Consider the following 22367-nt stretch of genomic DNA (forward strand, 5'->3'; position numbering starts at 1 on the left):
ACCTGGCCTCGCAGCGCCCAATGATCGGCCAGGAATATGCCTCGTGACGATTATACTGACGTATACGGGCCGTCCCTGGCCGCCGCGACGGCCCACCCCGCGCGCTGACTCCGGTTCCATCAAATGCCAAATGAGCAGCCGCTCTCCTCAATTCACCAGTTCCACTGCGAGGAACGATCGCACCAGCCCCGCTTTATTCGTCTGCATCTTCAGAGTTTGATCGGCGGTTCGCGCTACCCCGCTGCCGGTCAAGGACGAGTCAATGCGCATCCTTCTCGTTGGCGGTACAGGACTTGTTGGATCGGCAATCTACGCGCGGCTGTCCTCCGAAGGGCATGAATGCACATTGGTGTCGCGCCATCCGGCGGCTGCGCCCGCCACGCGCCATATCACCCTGGACGTCGCTCGGACCACCGATCCGTCGAGATGGAAGAGACTTCTTGCAGGCATCGATGCCGTCATCAACGCGGCGGGAGCCTTGCAGGGACAGGACATTCAAGGCGTTCACGTCGCCGGCAGCGCGGCGCTTTATGCGGCATGTGAAGGCGCGGGCGTGCGCCGCATCATCCTTTTCTCGGCAATCGGCAGCAATCGCGGTGCCCTGACCGATTTTTCCCGCAGCAAGCAGGAAGGCGAAGCCGCCTTGATGGCAAGGGATCTCGATTGGGTCATACTGCGGCCTTCCGTCGTCGTGGGCCGGCCCGCCTATGGTGGCAGCGCGCTGTTGCGAGGTCTGGCGTCGCTCCCGATCCTGCCCGTCATGCCCGACACCGCAGCTGTTCAACCCGTGCATCTCGACGACGTGGTTGAGACGGTGGTGTTCTTCCTGCGACCGGGCGCGCCCTCCCGCCTCGCACTTGATCTGGCGGGTCCAGCGCGGATGGCCTTCAGTGACGCGGTGGCGCTGTTTCGCGGCTGGCTGCGCTGGAGGCCCGCTTACCGCCTGCACCTGCCGGCTTGGGCGGCCTCGGCCGCCTATCGCGCGGGTGACGTCGCGCAGATGCTGGGTTGGGCAACACCCATCAACACGACCGCGCAGGCAGAAATGCGACGCGGCGCGACCGGCGATCCCGAGCCCTGGCGTCAGCTTACCGGCATCAGACCGCGCGATCTCGAAGTCGCGCTCGCACGCGAACCCGCCTCGGTGCAGGAACGCTGGTTTGCCCGGCTATATGCGCTCAAGCCGGCAATATTCGCCGTCTTCAGCCTGTTCTGGATCGTCACCGGTATCATTTCGCTCGGCCCGGGCTGGGAAATCGGAATCTCGTTGCTGCGGGAAGGCGGGCTCCCAGAAAAGGGCGCGGCCCTCACCGTCCTCGCAGGCGCGCTCGCCGACATCGTCATTGGCCTTGCTATTCTTTGGCGGCCTCTGTGCCGCTATGGGCTGTGGGCAGCACTGATCATCTCGCTGACCTACGTCGTGATCGGCTCGGCGCTGGTGCCGCGGCTGTGGGCCGAGCCGCTTGGGCCAATGCTGAAGATCTGGCCGGTGCTGATGCTCAATCTGGTCGCCATGGCGATCCGGGAAGATCGCTGATGCTCTATCTCCTTGTTAAGATGGTGCACATCATCGGTGCTGCAGTCTTGCTCGGCACGGGTGCCGGCATCGCCTTCTTCATGCTGGTGGCACATCTGCGCGGAGACCCGCGCGAGATCGCCGGGGTTGCGCGGACCGTCGTGCTGGCCGACTTTCTGTTTACGGCGAGTGCCGTGATCCTGCAGCCCATCACTGGCACATGGCTCGCATGGTCGAGCGGGTATTCGCTTCGGGATGGCTGGATCGCGGCGTCCATCGCGTTGTATCTGGTGACCGGCGCCTTCTGGCTGCCGGTGGTGTGGATGCAGATGCAAATGCGCGATCTTGCCGTCGGTGCGGTCGCGACCAGCACCAAGCTGCCAGCCGGTTATCATCAGCTCTTCCGTTGGTGGTTCGTCTTCGGATTCCCGGCGTTCGCAGCCGTTCTGGTGATCTTCTGGCTGATGATCGCCCGCCCAGCTATTCCGTACTGGGATTAAATCGACTGCCATTCTAGGATTGAAGGCGTTCCACCAGCCGGAGGAACGAAGATGAGGTCCGGCGGCCCGGGCAATGAGTCATGTCCGAGATGGGGCACAAGCGCCGTTCGGAGGTTGGCCGGTCATTTCCGGTCTAACTCCCTGAGCCGACAACGCGGAATGCCGCGCGAACTTTGCATTCGGGCCAACAGGCGACACTGCGGACTTGCTGCTTTTCAATCGTCGGGTCAGGCTTCAGAATAGGCAGGGTAAATCCGGTCAAGCAGTGAGGACACCAATGCAACCGGCTACGCAATACGCCAAAAGCGGTGACGTTCACATCGCCTACCAGTTGTTTGGCAGCGGCCCGGTAAATCTGATTATGGTTCCGGGGTTCGTGTCGAACGTCGAGAATTATTGGGACGAGCCCGATCTCGCTCGCTTTTTGACCCGTTTGGGTAGCTACGCCCGAGTGGTAACTTTCGACAAGCGCGGGACCGGCATGTCGGATCGCGGCGGAGAGCTCCCCGGCTTGGACCAGCGTATGGATGATCTTCGAGCCGTCATGGACGCCGCCGGCATGGAGCAAGCGGCACTCTTTGGGATATCTGAAGGCGCGCCGCTGTCGGTCCTGTTTGCCGCAACCTATCCCGACCGGTGTCGCGCGCTGATACTTTACGGCAGCTTTTCACGATTTTCCTACTGGTTTCCGACCAAAGAGGCACTCGAAGCGTTCTTCGGCTACGTTGAGCAGGCATGGGGTACGGGCGGAAGCGTGCAGAAATTCGCGCCTTCGCGCGCAAACGACGCCGCTTTTCAACGCTGGTGGGGCCGCAACGAGCGTCTTGGTGCCAGCCCCGCCGCCGTGAAGGCTCTCATGAGCATGAACAGTCAAATTGAAATCAGCGGCATTCTTCCGGCCGTTCGAGTACCAACCCTCGTGATTCACCGGACTGGAGACAAAACTGTTAGTGTAGAAGGTGGGCGCGATGTGGCGGCGCACATTCCTGGAGCCCGTCTTTTTGAGCTGCCCGGAAGCGACCACATCTTCTACGTGGGAGAAAACGCAGACGAAATTTTCGATGCGATCGAAGAATTCTTAACTGGCTCAAGATCTCCGGTCTCGGTTGACCGCGTCCTCGCCACGGTTCTCTTCACCGATATTGTAGGCTCAACCGAGAAAGCCGCTGCACTTGGCGATCAACGCTGGCGCGACCTTCTCGACGGCCATCATGCGACGATCCGGCGCAACCTCGCGCGCTTTCGAGGCCATGAAGTGAAAACGACTGGAGACGGTTTTCTCGCCACCTTTGACGGCCCAGCCCGCGGTGTTCGCTGCGCTTGCGCTATTGTCGAGGAAATGAGACCGCTTGGGATCGAGGTCCGTGCTGGGCTTCATACAGGCGAGTGCGAAATGATCGGTAGTGATGTTGGCGGTATTGCTGTTCACATAGGCGCGCGGGTCGCCGCGCTTGCCGCCGGCAGCGAGGTTTTGGTTTCGAGCACAGTCAAAGATCTGGTGGCCGGCTCTGGTTTGCGCTTCAACGATCGGGGCACCCGCTCACTCAAGGGTATCCCCGGTGAGTGGCGCATCTATGCAGTGGAGCGATAGAGACGCCTATCGGCGTTACATGGTCTGCAATGGGTTCAAAAGCACCGCTTCGAGTTGGTAGTCCGTGAGGTCTCGGCACACGCCAGAGTCAGCCGTGCTGCTGATGCTTCCGCGGTGCCATCGCGTCATGGATCAGAACCTTAGCGGCAATGACGACGTTGGCGTGCAAAATTACACTCGGGATCCAGCCGCGTTGGTCCGGGCTGAAAATGTGAACGTAATCCACGACAGGACAACCCGAGTTCTTCTTTGGGTCGAACAGGAAAGTGACAGCCAATCGGACCCTTTCCGCGGCATCCCCGAGACGTATCAGAGTCGAGATCCTGGTGCTAGACTTCCTGCTCCTACCGATTAGGAGGACGAACATGCCCGATAGCGTCTACAAGGTCATAGAACTGGTCGGTACCAGCACCGACTCATGGGAGAAGGCGGCCGCTAATGCGGTCGACCAAGCTGCCAGATCTCTCCGGGATCTTCGCATTGCAGAGGTCGTCAAGCTCGATATGCAACTGGATGACAAGGGAAAAGTCGAGGCCTATCGCGCCAAGCTCAACGTATCGTTCAAGTTCGAGGGCTCCTGAGCCTCAGTACCTCGCCCCTTCCCGGGCGAGGATGGCTCGTTGGAAAAGGCGCATTGCGATCCGCCCAACCGGACGCCGTGGCCCATCCCGGAAGTTGGCACTAGTCCGACTAAGACCGAAATGGTTTGATGCGAAGGGGCGTATGGCACGTGGTGACTCCATGTACATGGTCATTCGCAAGTACAGCAAGGTTCGTTCGGTAGCGGACGCCGCTCGTCGCGCTAAGAGCGGCGTTGGTGAGATCCTAAGGCAATCGCACGGATTCAGATCTTATCATGTGCTGGATGCGGGCGATGGTGTCGGTATCGCCGTGATGATATTTGACGACCGCGAAAGCGCCAACGCAGCGAACGCCAAAATACTGGCATTTGTTCAAGCCAGTCTACCTGACCTCGATCTTGGAGTTCCTGAAATCGCTGCCGGCGAGGTTTTGGTAAACATAGAGCCTAATGGGTCCTGAGGCATCAAGTGGCCGAATACGCTGCCTGCTGCATGGCCTGCCGCCCGCTCATGACGCAGTCAACCTGACCCGCATCGCGTTGGCGACGATCGCGCCTGGCACCGGCGTTTGCCGGCAAAGACTTTGCGACTGCGCATATTTTTCAAGGAGCACACGGACATGAAGCAACACACCTCCGAAGCATTTTCCACTGCAGCGGTCGGCCGGACACTACTCATGCTGACGCGCATCGTGATGCCACCCAGGGATCCCGACGAAGACGAGGAGGAAACGGTCACGGCACCAAAGTTGCGGAGGAGATGCTCACGGGCTTTGAGCACAATCTAAAGACACTGCGTGAGCATCGAGAGATAGTCGTCAGAACGATTGAGCAGATCGACAACGGGCTGGCTTGATCACTGGACCTTACAAGGTCCGACCGAATCGGTTCCTTCTTTACCCATGCGGAGCCAACACCGACGGCCCATTGATGAGGTTGCCTTGAAGTCCCTCGTCGGCCTCCTCGATGGCCCTAACGATGAGTTCTCAGTGTTCGCGCATTACTTGGAGATTGGCCTCGAATACCCGCAACGTTTCCTCCGCGAGCTTCGTGTCTTGACCGTCGCGTCGTAGGTTCTCGGTCAAGGCCACTTGCTCTTCGATCACGCGTTCAGCTTTCGCTACGTGTTTGTTGGCAATTGATAGCTGTTGCCGCTCAAAAGATTGCCGCTCCTGCGCCTTCCTTTTTCTATCGACAGCTGCTTGCATCCGAAAGCCATCAGGCTGCTGAGGTGATGGTTTTTTGATCTCGTGCTGCGGGGTCTTTGGAATGTTGGGTCGAGGATTTTCCGATAGCACTTTGCGGCCCAGCGCAATACAATAGCCGCGCGTCCCGACGCCAAGTGACGAGCATCGTGCTCTTTGTCGAGAGACGAGAGACGGAAAAAGCGGAGACCTGGCAACACCATCCCGGCGTTCCCTGTGACAGGCGGAAGCGCGACCAGGTCCCGTTGCCAGGACGCAGAACCGCCGGCGACAAGGGCAGCTGGGGGCGGGGGCCAATAACGGAAATTACTGGACCGGCGGGAGATCGCCCCGGTTTGACCAGATCAAATCGAAATCATATTGGCTTCAACAACCTCCTAGAACGCACATAGTCCATTTCGGCGCGGGCTCTCAAAATGGCTTCCTGCGTTTTCCTTATGGTCTCTCCCGCTTCCAAAATTGCCTTATCGGCTCTTTGCAAGAGGTCTAAGAAACGTGCGTCTGAGCTCGTCCGAACGGATGCGGTCGCGTTGGTCTTTCGCATCAGAACGGCTGCGGTCGCGTCGGTTACATGATGGACGAGCGCGACTATCGATCCCTTTTCATCCACCACAGGCCAGTTTTTCGGAAGCCAATAGCGCACCTGCCAAGGCCGTCCGTCTGGTAGGATATCATACCGTTGCAGAGGCATCACGTGCCCGCGCCCTTCGTGGAGCACCTTCTCAAATGATGCGGCCAGATTACTTACCCCATCCGCGAGTGCGACATGCGGGTTGTCGGGAAATGCATCGAACATGTGCAGGCCAGCCAGCGCGTCCCGCGTACGCAATACCTCTCGAAGATAGCTCTCATTGGCATCCACTATCTTCAAGTCCGGCGTGAGCAACAGTACCGGGACAGGGGAATGCTCGAACAGCCGATGCCACGCGTCTTGTGCTTCAGCCATCAAAGCTTCCGGGGACCGGAAGTTCGGTTGCATAGTTCTCATATCTTTGGCTCGTGATTTCCGGGCAAAATGCCGTGCTCGGAAAGTAAGCCGTCGCAAACCCTTTGTGAATGGGTGGAACCATTGCGCCGCGCGGCGTTCCCTAAAGCATGATCCGGAAAAGTGCGAAGCGGTTTTCCGGAAGATCATGCGCAAAACAACAGCCTGAAGCGCGATGACGATTCATCCAAATCTCATCGCGCTTTAGAAGTGGCGGCGGCCTTGCGCCGGGCTACGCTGGGCTTTTGCAATGCAAAAAGCTATCCCACAGGGCGCGAGCCAATGTTGAGTACCCGCGAGCGGCCAGCAATTGCTCCCCGTTCGGCGAGCGCGCGAGGATTGCGTGTGTCCTTATCGCTCAGGCATGGAAGATGAAGCGTGTGCCCGTGTAGGAGCGCAGGAGCTTGTTCGGCATCTCGGCCTTTGCCATTTCGTAGAACGGCTCACCAGTGCAATGCAGTGGAATGACGTAGTCGATATCGAGACCCTTCAGCGCTGCGATCGTCTCGCGCACATAGTCCTCCTTGTAGGGTGCGAGGTGGAAACCGCCGATCACCGCATGAACCTTGCTAATACCCGAAGCCGCTTGGGCTTGTTTGATTGCGTTGATGACCCCCCGATGGCTGCAGGAGGTCAATACGATCAACCCGCGACCCTTCAAATTGAACGCGGTGGCGATCTCGTGCCGGAACTGGTCCGGGATGACAGCCTTCGTCCGTTCGTCCTCCGGAAGCTTGTCAGCATAGCATCCAATGCCGTGGTCCACGCCGATCTTCATGGCGCTGGGCGAGAGCAGCTTCTCGAAGCTCGTCTGACCGATAGGGCCGGTGGAGAAGCCGTGGTCGGCAACCGATGCCGGCCCTTCTACATACGTCACCGCAACATTGGCGTCTTCGAGTGCTTTTCGATCCAGGGCTCCGAAGTCGCCGCGCACCGGCGGAGCCGTCCATTCCCGCGAGCAGAATGCCTCCTCGCCGCCGATGTAAATCGGCAGCTTGGCTTTGAACTTGCCGTTGTTCTGCTTCAGGAAGCCGGCGAGGCCGCCGAAATGATCGTAGTGACCGTGGCTCAAGACAAGGGCGTCGAGCGCAGCCGGATCGATGCCGACGAGATGGGCATTATTCACCAGCGCATCAGGGGTGAAGCCGAAGTCGACCAGGATATTTCGTGTTTCGGCGCCACGCCGCGACTCGACATGCATCGACAGGCCGAACTCACTGATCAGCGTCTTGCCGGGCGGCTTGCCTTCGCCGATGCCCCAGCCGAAGTGCTCGATGTCGACATCGGCGATCTTCCGGCTCGGTGCCACAGCGAATTGGTAGCTGTCGACGACGACGCGCACTGCCACGCGCTCGATCTCCGGAACCTTGCCGGTGATCGTTTCTGCGCGCACCGGCTTCCCGCTGCCGATCAGCGTGGCCACAATGGCGCTGAACAGGGCCGCGCCGCCGCCGCACACGACGTCGCGTCGATGAATTGCGTTGCACGAGCAAATTAACATGGTCAAATCCTCACCTTGCGTCGCCTTCGCTGCCGCAAGGCGTCATGCGCAACCGCGCTCCGGGGCGGAGGCGTTGGGGTGCCGAACACGCCAGCGCCTGGCAGCCCGCACATGAGGATTGGACGCATCCTATCCCGCGCGGGATAGTGTGGCGAGTCGCATTGGTCTGCTCCGGGTCAATCGCGTCGACTTAGCTACATCCTCGGCGCGTCCGGTATGGCCTTAACTGCTGACGTGCCGGACGCGATCTCGATCTTCGCCTTAGCGCTACAGGCGACCTCAGCTTGCTCAGCGTGTGCGGCCCGGAGTCACCCCACCGGTACTCTGCGCCTTCGACGAAGCATCAATCATTCCGCCGCGAGTGCTCGGCTCTCATTCGGTCTCGCAAGGCGATCTCACCTGCAGCCGCCAAGTCTGCAATGGATTGCGAGCCTCCTATCACGCTGAAGGCGGCTGACTTCCGCGTAGCCTTGGAAACTCTTGATACGGAGCTGCGCGGGGCTCGCGCTATCCTGGTTCTTCCGATGCTGCCATCCTGCTCCTGTTTTGCCCGACGGTGCAACAGTTTCGTAAAATCAGCAGAATGCGCAGCGGCCTTTCGAAAAGATCATGCTTGATCGACGAGCGAAGGCGCGGTGGCGATCCATCCCATTTCATCGCGCTGTAAGCCGTTGATTTTGCTGCCCCCGGCTACTGTGCATGGGGTTGTTTTCGAGCTTTTTGTTTGGAGGTGCGAAAGCGCCACGCCGAACCGGACCTGATCCGGCCTTCGCCCGCTACTTCATCACCCTCAGCCCCTTGGTCGTGAACCGCTGCGTCTTGCCGCCCGGACGCACCGGCCGCCGCGTGCCGGCGGCCTTGCCGGTGCCGGGCGGCTGGTGGGCGGGGACGAGCTGGTGGGGCTGCGAGCCGATCAGGTCGGCGCGGCCCATCTCTTTCAGCGCCTCGCGCAGCACCGGCCAATTGTCGGGGTCGTGGTAGCGCAGGAAGGCCTTGTGCAGGCGGCGCTGGCGCAGACCCTTGATCGCCTCGACCTTGTCGCTGCCGCCGTGGCGCACGCCGCGCAAGGGGTTGACGCCGGTGTGGTACATCGCCGTGGCGGTCGCCATCGGCGAGGGCAGGAAGGTCTGCACCTGGTCGGCGCGATAGCGGTTCTTCTTGAGCCAGAGCGCGAGGTTCATCATGTCCTCGTCGGTCGTGCCCGGATGCGCCGCGATGAAGTAGGGGATCAGATAATATTTCTTGCCGGCGCGTTCGGCCGCTTCATCGAACATCCGCTTGAACTTGTTGTAAGCGCCGATGCCCGGCTTCATCATCTTGTCGAGCGGGCCGCGCTCGGTATGCTCGGGCGCGATCTTCAGATAGCCGCCGACGTGATGGGTGACGAGCTCCTTGATGTATTCGGGGCTCTCGACCGCAAGGTCGTAGCGCACGCCGGAAGCGACCATCACCTTCTTGATGCCCTTGGTCTCGCGCACCTTGCGATAGAGCCGGATCAGATCGTCATGCGAGGTGTTGAGGTTCGGGCAGATCTCGGGGAAGACGCAGGACGGCCGCCGGCACGCCGCCTCGACCTTCGGGTCCTTGCACGCCATCCGGTACATGTTGGCGGTGGGGCCGCCGATGTCGGAGATGACGCCGGTGAAGCCCGGCGTCTTGTCGCGGATGCGTTCGATCTCGCGCAGGATCGAGCCTTCCGAGCGGTTCTGGATGATGCGGCCCTCATGCTCGGTGATCGAGCAGAAGGTGCAGCCGCCGAAGCAGCCGCGCATGATCGTCACCGAGAATTTGATCATCTCCCAGGCGGGGATTCTGGCATCGCCGTAGGACGGGTGCGGGGCGCGCGCGTAAGGCAGGTCGTAGACCGCGTCCATCTCCTCGGTGGTGAGCGGGATCGGCGGCGGGTTGAGCCAGAGATCGCGGTCGCCATGACGCTGCACCAGCGGCCGTGCGTTGCCGGGATTGCTCTCCCGGTGCAGCACGCGCGAGGCGCGCGCATAGGCCTCGCGGTCCTGCTCGACCTGCTCCAGCGCGGGCAGCCGGATCACGGTCAAGCCCTTCTGGCGCGTTGCGCCTTCGTCGGCGGAATCGAGATCGTCGGCGTGCAGCTCGGCGTAATCCTGGGGGACCTTGCGGAACAGCGCGACGCCCCTGATGTCGTCCAGCTCGCGCGGCGTTTCGCCGGCGGCGAGGCGATGCGCCACCTCGACGACGGCGCGCTCGGCATTGCCGTAGAGCAAGAGGTCCGCCTTGGCGTCGGCCAGCACCGAGCGGCGCACCTTGTCGGACCAGTAATCGTAATGCGCGATCCGGCGCAGCGAGGCTTCGATGCCGCCGAGCACGATCGGGGTGTCCTTGAACGCCTCGCGGCAGCGCTGGGCGTAGACGATGGTGCAGCGGTCCGGCCGCTTGCCGCCTTCGCCGCCGGCCGTATAGGCATCGTCGCTGCGGAGGCGCCGGTCCGCGGTGTAGCGGTTCACCATGGAATCCATGTTGCCGCCGGTGACGCCGAAGAACACCCGCGGCTTGCCGAGTGCCTTGAACGGCTCGGCCGAGTGCCAGTCCGGCTGCGCGATGATGCCGACCCGAAAGCCCTGCGCCTCCAGCAGGCGGCCGATGATCGCCATGCCGAAACTCGGATGGTCGACATAGGCATCCCCCGTCACCAGCACGATGTCGCAGGCATCCCAGCCGAACGCATCCATCTCGGCGCGGCTCATCGGGAGGAACGGCGCCGGCTTGCGCGGCTGCGCCCGGGCCATCAGCGGTTTTTCGGCGGTGATCATCTGGGTGTCCATGGCGCCTACGCATAGGGCCCCGAGGCCACGAATTCAACCGATCGATGTGTCGCCGGGTGCGACGGTCAGCCGAGGGGTTCCGGTCGCAACGCGACGGACCGATGCGGTCCGAGGAACCAACCGCGCCTGCGAACATTCTGCTTGAGGGTTCGAAACGAGCCCGGGTCGCGTGCGCCCTCAATCTCGGCGTTCGTGACATCGCCTCTGGCGATGGGGGAATTGTGAGCACGGTCATAGAGAACTTGCTGACGCGGAAACAGAAGCTCGTTGAGGAACTCGAGAAGGCGCAAGCCGTCGAGGACCGCGACAGGATCGAGCATCAACTCGAACAGATCAACACCGCGCTGGATTTCCTGGACAGGCCGGGACCGAAGGATGGGACGTAGTGGCGCTTAACCGACCTTCAGCGCCTCTACCTTCAGCGCCTCTACTTTCAATGCCTTGGCATAGACCACGCCCGAATTGGTGATATGCGTCGTCATCAGGTCTTCGAAGGCGGCGAATTCGCCGCGTGCGAACAAATCGAGCAGCTTGCGATGCTCGTCGAAGGACGTGCGGGTGCGCACGTCGATCGGTGAGGTCAAATTGGTGCGGAGCGCGGCGACGCGGCCAGAGACGAGCTGATAGGATTCGGCGAGATAGCGGTTGCCGCAATGGGCGAACAGCGCCTCGTGGAAGGCGGCATCGGCGCGGCCATAGGCGATGTTGTCCTTCGCCGTGACCGCGGGCTCCATCGCCGCGATCGCTGCGCTCATCGCCGCAATCGTACCGTCGCGGTCGTGGCGGAAGGCGAGCTCGGCCGCCTTGGGCTCCAGCGCGATGCGGAAGGTGCAGAGCGCATTGATGTCCTCGGCGCTCGGCGTGAACACGAAGCTGCCGACCTGCGGCCGGATCACGACGAGGCCTTGCGCCTGCAACTGTCCCATCGCCTCGCGCACCGGCGTGCGGCTGACGCCGAAGGAACTTGCCACCATCTCCTCGGAGATGGCGGCGCCGAGCGCGAACTCGCCATCGATGATGGCCTGGCGCAGCCGCTGCATCACGCGCAGCGCCAGCGATTTCGGCGTATCGAGCTTGAGCGATCGCATGGTGCCCTCAGATCACCTTGCCGGGATTGAGCAGGTGATCGGGATCGAGCGCAGCCTTCAGGGTGCGCATCAGCGCGATCTCGGCCTCGCTCCTGGCATGGCCCAGCCACTGCTTCTTCAGCGTGCCGATGCCGTGCTCGGCGGAGACGCTGCCACCCATCTCGCGCACCAGACCGTAGATGATCGCGTCCATCTCCTCCTTCGGCTGCTGCGCGACGGAGAGGCCGGTGACCCAGGAGACGAGATGCAGATTGCCGTCGCCGATATGGCCGTAATAGACGCTCTCGCAGCCATTGATGCCGTCCGCGAGCGCGGCCTTGCAGCGCGTGACGAACTCGTCCATGCGCTTGACCGCAAGGCCGATGTCGTAGGAGATGTGCGGGCCCAGCACCTGGCCGAATTCCGCGCAGATGTCGCGCACGCGCCAGAAGGCTTGCGTCTGCGCCAGCGATTGCGCGACAGCGGCGTCGGCGAGCAGCCCGCGCTCCATCAGTTCTTCGAGCCAGCTTTGGAAGCGCGGCGCATCGATGCTCTCGTCGGTGCCCTGCGCTTCCACCAGCACGTAAAGGCCGTGACCTGCTGCGACCGGCGGCTTCACGCCGGCGCGCATCGTGATCACGTCCCAATAGTCCGGCCACATCACCTCGAAGGCCGACAGCAGCGGGCCGAGCCCCGAGCGCGCGGCATCCAGCAGCGCGATCACCGCGGCATAATCCTTCAGCGCGCAGAGCGCGGCCATGGTCGAACGCGGCTTCGGAAACAGCTTGAGCACCACACGGGTGACGATGCCGAGCGTGCCTTCCGAGCCGATGAAGAGATGCTTCAAATCGTAACCGGCGTTGTTCTTCATCAGCTTGTTGAGATTGGTGATGATGGTGCCGTCAGGCAGCACCACTTCCAGGCCAAGCACCAGCTCGCGCGTCATGCCGTAGCGGATCACGCGGTTGCCGCCGGCATTGGTCGAGAGATTGCCACCGATCGCACACGAGCCGCGCGAGCCGAGATCGAGCGGAAAGAAGAAGCCGGCCTCGTCCGCAGCCTTCTGGATCGTCTCCAGCGGCGTGCCTGCCTTCACGGTCATCGTCGCGGAGGCGCGATCGATCTCCTCGATGCCGGTCATGCGCTCCAGCGAGATCGCGACCCAGCCCGCTTCGGGCGAGGCGCCGCGGCATAGGCCGGTCAGTCCGCCCTGCGGCACGAAGGGGAGCCGCGCCTGCCGGCAGGTCGCGATGGCATCGGCAACGCCCTGCGCATCGAGCGGCCGGATCACCGCAAGCGGGGTTTGCGGCAGGCTCGCGCTCCAGTCGTTGCAATTGCGCGCCGGCACCTCGCTGCCGGTCAGTACCGCGGCCGCGCCGAGCCTGTCGCGCAACGCGCCGAACACTTGGTCAGGGCCTTCAATGGGGGTCACCATGTTCATGCGAGACCTCCTCTGGATTCGGCTGCGCCTCATGCGCGCCGTGACGGTGGAAAGGGTTTGCACCCGCCTTGTATGTAAGGTACAAGATCAAAAGTAAAGTAAAAACAGGGCTTCGGAAGCGCGGAAGATCATTGGGGATCAGCGGCTTAGTTCGGGGCGGCAGCAAAGGGCGGTGTGATGACGGAGGCAATTCGCGGGTTCTGGGTGGCGTCGGCGACGCCGCTGGCGGCCGATGGCAGTGTGGATCACGCCCGGCTCGCCGGCCATGCCAAGCACCTCTTCAGCAAGGGCGTCGAAGGCGTCGTCCTGTTCGGCACCACCGGCGAAGGCACCTCATTCAACGCCAGCGAACGCGTCGCAACCATCGAAGCCATGCTCAAGGCCGGCGTCGCGCCGGAGCGCATCGGAATCGGCGGCGGCTTCCCCGCCATCACCGACAGCATCGCACTCACGCGCGCCGTGCTCGGCCTCGGCCTGCGTCACGTGCTGCTGCTGCCGCCCTATTTCGACCGCAACGTCACGCCTGAAGGCATTGAGGATGCCTTTGCCGCGATCATCGATGGTGTCGCCGACGACCGGCTGCGCGCCTCGCTCTATCACATCCCGCAGGTCTCGGGCGTCGCGATCCCGACGACAGTTGCCGCCAGCCTGCGCCGGCGCTACGGCAAGATTGTCGCCGGCCTGAAAGACTCCAGCGGCGACTTCAAACAGTTCCAGGCGTTCCGCAATGCCGCGCCCGAGCTCGCCATCACCGTCGGCAACGAAGCCGACATCGCCCGCGCGATCGCCGCGGGCGGCGCCGGCACCATTTGCGGCATGGCCAATGTCGTGCCGGAGCTGGTCAAGGGCATGCTCGATGGCAGGGATGTCGAGGCGCGCATGCAGGCGGCGATCGACGTCGTGGTGAAGACGCCGTCTCTGGTCGCGACGTTGAAGGCGATCCTCGCCGTGCAGACCGGCGATAGGGGCTGGTTGCGCGTGCGCCCGCCGCTCCGCGCGTTGTCCGACGGCACTGCGTTCAAGCAGAAGCTCGACGCGTTGATCGCGCCTGCGCTCGCGTGAGCCTGCGCAAGATCGCGCTGCTCTCGGCGTGACGGCGATTGGCGATTGCCATTCAGCGCCGCCTATTCTTAGAACGATTCAACACTAGAGCGATTCAAGTCCGCTCACGGTTCTCTTCACGCATGGCGGCTGTTAGACGCGCGAGCTTCAATGCGGTGTCTGACCTGGAAGTGAATCGAACGTGCGTGCTCATCTGGGTGGTCGCGACAGCGGCCATCGAATTCGTGCCGGCAAGAGCCGTGCAGGTCTTCTCATCGGAGCAGCGGTGCTGCTCGCCGAATGCCCCTCCACCCCGACGACCGCGCAGGCGCAATCAGCTCTGCCGCCGGTGACCGTGGACGCGCCGGCACAGCGGCCGAAGTCAGCGCGCGCATCGGATCAGTCTTCACGCCGCACGCAAGCCGCGCGCCAGCCCAATCATAATCCCGCCCCCGCAGCGCCGACGCCCTCGGAGCGTGCCGCCGCGGAGGCCGCCGCACAGCAGGCCGCAAAGCTCGGCTACCGCGCGATGCCGAGCGCGACCACGCTGCGCAGCGGCGCCTCGCCGCTCGACACCTCGCAGGCCGTCAACGTCGTGCCCGAGCAGGTGCTGAAGGACCAGCTGCCGCGCAACATCGACGATGCGCTCATCAACGTCTCGGGCATCACCCAGACCAACACGCTCGCCGGCACACAGGACGCCGTGATCCGCCGCGGCTTCGGCGACAATCGCGACGGCTCGATCATGCGCAACGGCATGCCGCTGGTGCAGGGCCGCAGTCTCAATCCAGCAGTCGAGAGCGTCGAAGTGCTGAAGGGGCCGGCCTCGCTGCTCTACGGCATCATGGATCCCGGCGGCATCGTCAACACCATCAGCAAGCGCCCCGAACTCTATCAGCACGGCTCCGTCACACTGCTCGGCTCAGCCTACAATTCGTCCAAAACCGGCGCCGACGGCCTGCTCGACGTCACCGGCCCGATCGGCGATCAGGGTCTTGCCTACCGCTTCATCGGCTATGGCGTCAGCGAGGATTACTGGCGCAATTTCGGCCGCCATCGCGAGATGCTGATTGCACCGTCGCTCGCGTGGTACGGCCAGAATACCACGGTGCAGCTCAACTACGAGCATCGCGAGTTCATCACTCCGTTCGACCGCGGCACGGCCTTCGTCAACGGCGCGCCGCTGGCGATCCCGGCGACGCGCCGGCTGGACGAGCCCTACAACAACATGTGGGGGACGTCCGACCTGATTCAGGCCTCCATCGAGCATCGCCTCAATCAGGACTGGAAGCTTTTTGCCGGCTACAGCTACAACACCGAGACCTTCAGCGCCAACCAGCTCCGCGTCACCGGCGTCAACGCGAAGACCGGCGTCGAAACGCGCAGCAATGACGGCACGCAGGGTTCGCTCAGCAATTCGAGCTACGGCACATCCTACATCTCGGGCGGCTTCTGGCTCGGCGACATGCGCAACGAGGTGCTGTTCGGCGGCGACGGCCAGTATCGCACGATCTACCGCGATAATCTGATCCGGCAGGCGGCCCCGTCGTTCAATGTCTACAACCCGGTCTACGGTCTGATCGGGCCGGGCACGACGGTTTCGAATAGCGACAGCGCCCAGACCGACAAGCTCGGCCAGTGGTCGTTGTTCTTCCAGGACACGTTGAATTTGACCGAGCGTTTCGCGCTGGTCGGCGGCGTGCGCTACATGGATTATGATCAGCTCGCCGGGCGCGGAAAGCCGTTCAAGACCAACACCAACGTTTCGGCGGATGCGGTGCTCCCGCTCGGCGGCGCGATCTTCAAGCTCACCGAACAGATCTCGCTTTACGCGAGCTACACCCAGTCGCTGAAGCCGAACTCGACCATTGCTCCATTGAGCAATGGCGGTGGCGTCGTGCTCGGATCGAACATCGCGCCCGAAGAGGGCACGCAGTACGAGACCGGACTCAAGTTCGATCTCAACAAGCGCCTCTCGGGTACGGTCGCAGTCTACGACATCGAGAAGCAGAACGTGCTGGTCAGCCAGCTCAACACCGTAGCCGGTCTCAACGTGTACACCGCGGCCGGCAAGGTCCGTTCGCGCGGCCTCGAGATCGACGTCACCGGCCGGCTCTCCGACGATTGGAGCATGATCGGAAGCTATGGTTACACCGATGCGCGTGTGACCGAGGATCCGACCTATGCGGGCAAGCAGTTGCAGAACGTTGCGATGAACACGGCTTCGCTCTATCTGGTCTACGATCTTGGCACGGTGTTTCCTGGCCAGCTCAGGCTCGGCGGCGGCGCGCGCTATCTCGGCGACCGGCCTGGCGATGCGTCGAACACGTTCGTGCTGCCGTCCTATGTCCTCGCGGATATCTTCGCGACTTATGAGACGAAGCACCAGGCACTGCCGGTCATCTATCAGCTCAACGTCAAGAACCTGTTCGACACCGTCTACTATGCCTCCGCTCAGAACAATCTGGGCGTCGCCATCGGCGATGCAAGACGCGTATCGCTGTCGGCAACTGTGAAGTTCTAGCGATGATGCGGCTGCGTGGGCACACGATCAAGGCGGTCCTGCTCCAGGTCCATTCCATCGCGGGGCTCGTGCTCGCGCTGCTGCTCGCCCTGATCGCGCTGACCGGCGCGATCATGAGTTTCGAGGACGAGATCGTCGATCATCTGAACGCCGACATCATGCGCGTCATACCGCGCGAGATGCCGCCGCTGACGCCTGATGACCTGATCGCGCGACTGAAGGCAGCGCAAGACGTCGGCAAGGTCTCGGCCGTCACGCTGTCGAGCGATCCGGCGGCGGCCGTCCATGTCCGCTTCGCGCGCGACGAGCACGGCGGCCGGCCGGCCTCGCTCTATGTCGATCCCTACGACGCGCGCGTGCTGGGCCTGCCACGTGGCGAGGCGTTCTTCGCGACCGTGCGCAGGCTGCACCGCTGGCTGCTGATCCCCGGTGACGCCAGGGGCTGGGGGCGCCCGATCACCGGCACCGTCGCGCTCGGTCTGGTCATCATGCTGATTTCGGGTCTCGTGCTGCGCTGGCCGCGTCGCGCGGGCAGCGTCAAGACGTGGCTGAAGCCGAATCTCGGGCTCAGCGGCCGCGGCTTGCACCGCTCGCTTCATGCGGTGATCGGCACCTGGGTTCTTCCGGTCTATCTGGTGATGACGCTCACCGGGCTGTGGTTCTCCTTCGAATGGTACAAGGATGGGCTCACCTGGCTGTTGTCGCGTCCGCAGGTTGCTGCTGCGAAGATGCCGCCCAAGATGCCACCAAAACCGCCGCGTGGGGCCGACCGTTCCGAGCCGGCTCAGCCGATCGGATTCGATCGGGCATGGACGACGTTCCAGCGCGAGGAGGGGGACCGCTTCTCCAGGGCCTTGCTGACGCTGCCGGCCGGCCCAGGCACCGTGATTCGGATCCGGTCGTGGGGGAAGGACCGCACGCTCGAGGCCACGCGTGACGAATTTCGCATCGATGCGGCTGCCGGGCAGCTGGTCTCCGCCGAGCGCTACGACGACAAGAGGTTCGGCGAGAAGATCATCGCGGCGATCTACGACATCCATCGCGGCGCGATCCTGGGGTGGCCGGGCAAGCTCGTTTTCATGATTGCGGCAGTCTTGATGCCGCTGTTCTCGGTCACGGGCATCCTGCTCTATCTGTCGCGCCGCAAGCTGCGGCGCCCGGCACAGCGTCCGCTTGGGCGCCTCGTTCCCGGCGAATGAGCCGGCAAGGCTAGCCAACGCGCTCTCAATCGTTCAAAAGCCCATGGCCTGTCCTTCCCAGGGTCCACGCCATGAAGCTTCCGACCGTCACTCCCGCCGATATCCGCCGCGTACTGCTCCTGCGCGAAGAGATCGCGCTGCTCGATCTCAGATGCGAGGCGGCCTTCGCGACCGGCCATCCGCTGTTCGCCGCCAACATGGCGGCGGACCGGATCGCGGTCGAGGCGCAGGTGCGGCTGCCGCGCAAGGATGTGCCGATCGTGCTCTATGATGACGGGGAGGGGCTGGTCGCGACCGGAGTCGAGCGCCTGGCGGCGCTCGGCTACACCAATATCAGCACACTCGACGGCGGGCTGACGGCCTGGCGCGCTGCGGGCTTTGAGCTGTTCGAGGACGTCAATTCCTACTCGAAAGCGTTCGGCGAACTGGTGGAGTCGCGCCGCCACACGCCCTCGCTGAGCGCCGACGAGGTCGCAAAGCTCATCGCCGACAAGGCCAACATCGCCATCCTTGACGTCCGCCGTTTCGACGAATATGCGACCATGAACATCCCGGGCTCGGTCAGCGTGCCCGGCGCGGAGCTGGTGCTCCGGGCAGGACGAGCCGCACCCGATCCCGAGACGACGATCATCGTCAACTGTGCCGGCCGCACCCGCTCGATCATCGGCACCCAGTCGCTGATCAATGCCGGCGTGCCCAACAGGGTCCGCGCGCTGCGCAACGGCACCATCGGCTGGACGCTGGCGCGCCATGCTCTCGATCACGGCGCCGACAGGCGAGGCGCAATCGGTCCGTTCGAGGGTGGCCCGGCCAATGCCCGCGATGTCGCTTATCGCGCCGGTGTCCGCCACATCGGAGCGAACGAGATGTCGGCGCTTGCCGCGCAGACTCATCGTACGCTGTATCGCTTCGACGTACGCGATGCCGAGGAATATGCAGCCGGCCATCTCCCCGGCTTCCGCCATTATCCCGGTGGCCAGCTCGTCCAGGAAACCGACATGGCCGCGCCCGTGCGCGGTGCGCGCATCCTCCTGACCGACGACAGATGCGTCCGCGCCGACATGACGGCGTCCTGGCTGGCGCAGATGGGCTGGGAAGTCTATGTGCTCGAAGGCGGCTATGACGGTGCGCTCGAGGTCGGCCCGCCGCAACTCTTGCCAAAGCCGGATCCGGCACACCGCTACCGCCGCCCCTACGAAGGCACTGATGTTGCCGAAGCTGCGATGCAGGCCTATCTCGACTGGGAATACGGCCTCGTCGAGCAGCTCCGCCGCGACGGCACGCACGGGTTCTACGTGATTTGACCGAGTCGGTGGGATGCCAAGCCCACCCATCGCCTCGCCATCTTCTCCCCGTGTCCAAGCCCTATTGTGCTGCGCACCGCCCGCGGTCTATGAGCTGCGGCAAAGCTGCTATTTACGGAGATTCCATGCCAGCCCCAGGCCAAAGCCCTGAGCGAAGCGCCAAGGCGCTGCTGCTCGAAGGCGTCAATGACAGCGCCGTGGACCTGTTCCGGAGCGCGGGCTTCAGCAATGTCGAGCGGCTGACCAAGGCGCTGGACGGCGAGGACCTGCGGCGCACGCTCAAGGGCGTGTCGCTGCTCGGCATCCGCTCGCGCACCCAGATCACCGATGAGGTGCTCGCCGCCGCCGACCAGCTTCTCGCGGTCGGCTGCTTCAGCGTCGGCACCAACCAGGTCGATCTCTCGGCGGCGCGCAAGCGCGGTATTCCGGTGTTCAACGCGCCGTTCTCCAACACGCGCAGCGTCGCCGAGCTCGTGATCGGCGAGATCGTGATGCTGCTGCGGCGGATCTTTCCGCGCTCAGTGTCAGCCCATGCGGGCGGCTGGGACAAGTCGGCGACCGGCAGCCGCGAGGTGCGCGGCCGCACGCTCGGCATTGTCGGCTACGGCAATATCGGCTCGCAGCTTTCGACCCTGGCCGAAGCCATGGGCATGCGTGTGATCTATTTCGACCGCACCGACAAGCTTCGTCACGGCAACACCGAGCCGGTCGAGAGGCTGGAGGAGTTGCTGGCGCAGAGCGACATCGTCAGCCTGCACGTGCCGGAGACGCCGGAGACTGCAGGCATGATAGGAGAGAAGGAGCTGCGGGCGATGAAACCGGGCTCGTTCCTGATCAACAACAGCCGCGGCACTGTGGTCGATCTCGACGCGCTCGCGCGTGCCTTGCGCGACGGCCATCTTGCCGGTGCGGCAATCGATGTGTTTCCGGTCGAGCCCTCGTCGAACGCCGAACGCTTCAAGAGCCCGGTGCAGGGTCTGGAGAACGTCATCCTCACGCCGCATATCGGCGGCTCGACCGAAGAGGCGCAGGAGCGGATCGGCGGCGAGGTGGCGCGCAAGCTGGTCGACTATTTCATCACCGGCTCGACCATGGGCGCGGTGAACTTCCCCGAAGTGCAGTTGCATCTTCGTCCCTCCGGCGCGCGCTTCAGCCATGTCCATCGCAACGTGCCGGGCATGCTGCGGCGGCTGAACGAGGTTTTCCTCCAGCGCGACATCAATATCGCCGCGCAGTATCTGGAGACCGCCGGCGACCTCGGCTATGTCGTGCTCGACGCCGATCTCGGTGGTCAGGACTCCGGCGAGCTCCTCCAGCAGATCCGCGCCCTCGACGGCACCGTCGGCGCGCGGCTGGTGTTCGAGCACTAGAGGCTTGTTGACGGCCCTCGGGAGGTCGCATTCAATGTGGTCTCCTGACAGATCGAACAACAGCTGGGTGGAAACGATGACTCTGACGAGGGCGAAGCTGTGCGCATGGCTCGTGGGGACGGCAGCTGCGCTGAGCGCGAACGCCGCGCTCGCCGCGACATTGCCTGAGGACGCGGAGACCGTCTGCAAGGGGCTCAATGGCGGCACTGACGCCGTGAAGATCGATTCCGCAGCGTTGCAGGCACCCTCGCAGCTCGCCGTCGCCGAACGTGGGCCGACCCCGTCCGGGCGCATCACGCCCGTCAATCCAGCCTTTTGCAAGGTGCTTGGCCATATCGACCCCGTTGATCCCAAGACGCCGCCGGTCAAATTCCAGGTCAACCTTCCCGTCGAATGGAACGGCCGCTCGCTGCAATATGGCGGCGGCGGCTTCAACGGTGTGCTGATCACGGGCCTCGCGCTGCCGCCGGCCTATCCCTTCGACAAGCCATCGCCGCTCGCGCGCGGCTTCGTCACCTACGGCACGGACTCCGGCCACGAATCCAGGCCGGGCGAGCCGCCGCAGCTGTTCGCGCTGAACGACGAGGCTTTCGAGAACTTCGCCCATCGCGCCTACAAGAAGGTGCGCGATGCAGCCGTCGCGCTGATGCAGCGCGCTTACGGCAAGAAGCCGGAGAAGATGTACTTCATGGGCTCGTCCGAAGGCGGCCGCGAAGGCCTCACCATGGCGCAGCGTTATCCCGACGATTTCGACGGCATCTTCGCCCGCGTGCCCGTCATCAACTGGGTCGGCCTGCAGCATGCCGGCACGCGCTCGGGCCTCGTCAGCATGGGCGAGGGCTGGATCAATCCGGCGCAGGTGAAGCTGGTCGCCGATGCGGTGCGCGCGGCCTGCGACAAGGCCGACGGCTCCGACGACGCGCTGGTGCAGAACCCCGTCGCCTGCAAGGCGGCATTCAAGGTCGAGACGCTGCGCTGCGCGGCGGGCCAGAGCGGCGACCAGTGTCTCACCGATGCGCAGATCAAGGCGGTGAACACGCTGCACGCCACGTACAAATTTCCGTTCGTGCTCGCCAATGGTCTCGACGATTATCCGGGTTGGGGCGTGTCGGGCGAGGACACGCCGGCGGTCGGGCCGACCGGCGGCTGGGTTGCGTGGTGGCTCGGCACCGCGCCGCCGGCGCAGCCGCCTGCGCCGAACAACGGCATCGCCTGGATCTACGGCGCCGGCGGCATTCAATATGTCTTCGCGCGCGATCCGAAGCTTGATGTCACCACCTATAAGGTGGAGGACCACAAGGCGCGGCTGCTCGAGGTCTCCAGCCTGATGGACTCGACCGATCCCGATCTCAGCCGCTTCCGCGCGCGGGGCGGCCGGCTGATCATGCTCGAGCACATGGCCGACTATGCGCAGAGCCCCTATGCCGGCATCCGCTATTTCGAAAGCGTCGAGCGCAAGATCGGCAAGGCAGAGACGGCGGAATTCGCGCGGCTCTACACCGCGCCCGGCGTCGATCATGTCGGCTCCGGCGCGCCGGCCAATGTCGACATGCTGAGCGTGCTGGTCGACTGGGTCGAGAACGGCAAGGCGCCCGGCGACCTCGAAGTCAGCGAGCAGAAGGTCGAGGCGCCGTCCTTTGCGGTGACCCGCTCGTTGCCGCTGTGCCGCTGGCCGGCCTGGCCGCACTACAAGAGCGGCCCGGTGACGGAGGCGTCGAGTTTTGCCTGCGCGCCGTGAGTTTTCA

At 63.5% G+C, this 22367-nt stretch carries 18 protein-coding genes; 12 read left to right on the top strand and 6 right to left on the bottom strand.

The genetic code is table 11. The features are described from left to right. Window positions 1-262: 262 nt before the first annotated feature. The 5 genes from EAV90_RS21055 (at window position 263) to EAV90_RS21075 (ending at window position 4648) form a co-directional block, all read left to right on the top strand. Window positions 263-1537 carry an SDR family oxidoreductase gene (locus EAV90_RS21055; RefSeq protein WP_129144563.1) on the top strand — a complete coding sequence of 425 codons (1275 nt, stop codon included), beginning with the start codon at window positions 263-265 and terminating at the stop codon, window positions 1535-1537. After that, window positions 1537-2016 carry a DUF2269 family protein gene (locus EAV90_RS21060; RefSeq protein WP_122405987.1) on the top strand — a complete coding sequence of 160 codons (480 nt, stop codon included), beginning with the start codon at window positions 1537-1539 and terminating at the stop codon, window positions 2014-2016. Before EAV90_RS21055 ends, EAV90_RS21060 begins: the two co-directional genes overlap by 1 nt. Window positions 2017-2293: 277 nt before the next feature. Then, the gene (locus EAV90_RS21065; protein ID WP_129144564.1) at window positions 2294-3607 is read left to right on the top strand and encodes an adenylate/guanylate cyclase domain-containing protein; all 1314 of its coding nucleotides are present in this window, start codon (window positions 2294-2296) and stop codon (window positions 3605-3607) included. A gap of 365 nt (window positions 3608-3972) precedes the next feature. Further along, the gene (locus EAV90_RS21070; protein WP_122405984.1) at window positions 3973-4188 is read left to right on the top strand and encodes a dodecin family protein; all 216 of its coding nucleotides are present in this window, start codon (window positions 3973-3975) and stop codon (window positions 4186-4188) included. A 160-nt stretch (window positions 4189-4348) separates the two neighbouring features. Continuing rightward, entirely contained in the window at window positions 4349-4648 is a 300-nt protein-coding gene (locus EAV90_RS21075) for a hypothetical protein (protein ID WP_122406971.1), read from the top strand. 525 nt (window positions 4649-5173) lie between these two features. Here EAV90_RS21075 and EAV90_RS21080 read toward each other — a convergent pair. The 4 genes from EAV90_RS21080 to EAV90_RS21095 form a co-directional block, all read right to left on the bottom strand. Then, window positions 5174-5395 carry a hypothetical protein gene (locus tag EAV90_RS21080; protein WP_129144565.1) on the bottom strand — a complete coding sequence of 74 codons (222 nt, stop codon included), beginning with the start codon at window positions 5393-5395 and terminating at the stop codon, window positions 5174-5176. 352 nt (window positions 5396-5747) lie between these two features. Continuing rightward, on the bottom strand, window positions 5748-6338 hold the full coding sequence (locus tag EAV90_RS21085; RefSeq protein ID WP_164937038.1) for a PAS domain-containing protein: 591 nt from the start codon (window positions 6336-6338) through the stop codon (window positions 5748-5750). Window positions 6339-6735: 397 nt separating this feature from the next. Then, entirely contained in the window at window positions 6736-7878 is a 1143-nt protein-coding gene (locus tag EAV90_RS21090; protein ID WP_129144567.1) for an MBL fold metallo-hydrolase, read from the bottom strand. A 776-nt stretch (window positions 7879-8654) separates the two neighbouring features. Beyond that, complete coding sequence (locus EAV90_RS21095) at window positions 8655-10676, bottom strand: YgiQ family radical SAM protein (RefSeq protein ID WP_129144568.1); 2022 nt, start codon at window positions 10674-10676, stop codon at window positions 8655-8657. 101 nt (window positions 10677-10777) lie between these two features. Here EAV90_RS21095 and EAV90_RS21100 point away from each other — a divergent pair, with 101 nt between their 5' ends. Beyond that, window positions 10778-11062 (top strand): hypothetical protein, encoded by a 285-nt coding sequence (locus EAV90_RS21100; RefSeq protein WP_129144569.1) that lies wholly within the window; start codon window positions 10778-10780, stop codon window positions 11060-11062. Between the two features lie 6 nt (window positions 11063-11068). Here EAV90_RS21100 and EAV90_RS21105 read toward each other — a convergent pair whose 3' ends face one another. Together EAV90_RS21105 and EAV90_RS21110 are read right to left on the bottom strand one after the other, a co-directional pair. Beyond that, window positions 11069-11764, bottom strand: a complete 696-nt coding sequence (locus EAV90_RS21105; protein WP_122405979.1) for a GntR family transcriptional regulator — start codon at window positions 11762-11764, stop codon at window positions 11069-11071. A gap of 7 nt (window positions 11765-11771) precedes the next feature. Continuing rightward, window positions 11772-13184: an FAD-binding oxidoreductase gene (locus EAV90_RS21110; RefSeq protein WP_129144570.1), complete on the bottom strand. Its 1413-nt coding sequence runs from the start codon at window positions 13182-13184 to the stop codon at window positions 11772-11774. Between the two features lie 177 nt (window positions 13185-13361). Here EAV90_RS21110 and EAV90_RS21115 point away from each other — a divergent pair, with 177 nt between their 5' ends. The 6 genes from EAV90_RS21115 (at window position 13362) to EAV90_RS21140 (ending at window position 22360) form a co-directional block, all read left to right on the top strand. Beyond that, complete coding sequence (locus tag EAV90_RS21115; RefSeq protein WP_164937039.1) at window positions 13362-14246, top strand: dihydrodipicolinate synthase family protein; 885 nt, start codon at window positions 13362-13364, stop codon at window positions 14244-14246. A gap of 181 nt (window positions 14247-14427) precedes the next feature. Then, a complete protein-coding gene (locus EAV90_RS21120; protein WP_129144572.1) occupies window positions 14428-16749 on the top strand; it encodes a TonB-dependent siderophore receptor in 2322 nt (773 codons plus the stop codon). 5 nt (window positions 16750-16754) lie between these two features. After that, window positions 16755-17948, top strand: coding sequence for a PepSY-associated TM helix domain-containing protein (locus tag EAV90_RS21125; RefSeq protein ID WP_129144602.1), 1194 nt, complete (start codon window positions 16755-16757; stop codon window positions 17946-17948). Window positions 17949-18019: 71 nt separating this feature from the next. Next, window positions 18020-19252, top strand: coding sequence for a rhodanese-like domain-containing protein (locus EAV90_RS21130; protein WP_122405975.1), 1233 nt, complete (start codon window positions 18020-18022; stop codon window positions 19250-19252). 125 nt (window positions 19253-19377) lie between these two features. Next, window positions 19378-20622 carry a phosphoglycerate dehydrogenase gene (gene serA / locus EAV90_RS21135; RefSeq protein WP_129144573.1) on the top strand — a complete coding sequence of 415 codons (1245 nt, stop codon included), beginning with the start codon at window positions 19378-19380 and terminating at the stop codon, window positions 20620-20622. A 76-nt stretch (window positions 20623-20698) separates the two neighbouring features. After that, complete coding sequence (locus tag EAV90_RS21140) at window positions 20699-22360, top strand: tannase/feruloyl esterase family alpha/beta hydrolase (RefSeq protein ID WP_164937040.1); 1662 nt, start codon at window positions 20699-20701, stop codon at window positions 22358-22360. The last annotated feature ends 7 nt before the right edge of the window (window positions 22361-22367 follow it).

This window comes from Bradyrhizobium vignae, from assembly GCF_004114425.1.
GTDB classification, from domain to species: Bacteria; Pseudomonadota; Alphaproteobacteria; order Rhizobiales; family Xanthobacteraceae; genus Bradyrhizobium; species Bradyrhizobium vignae.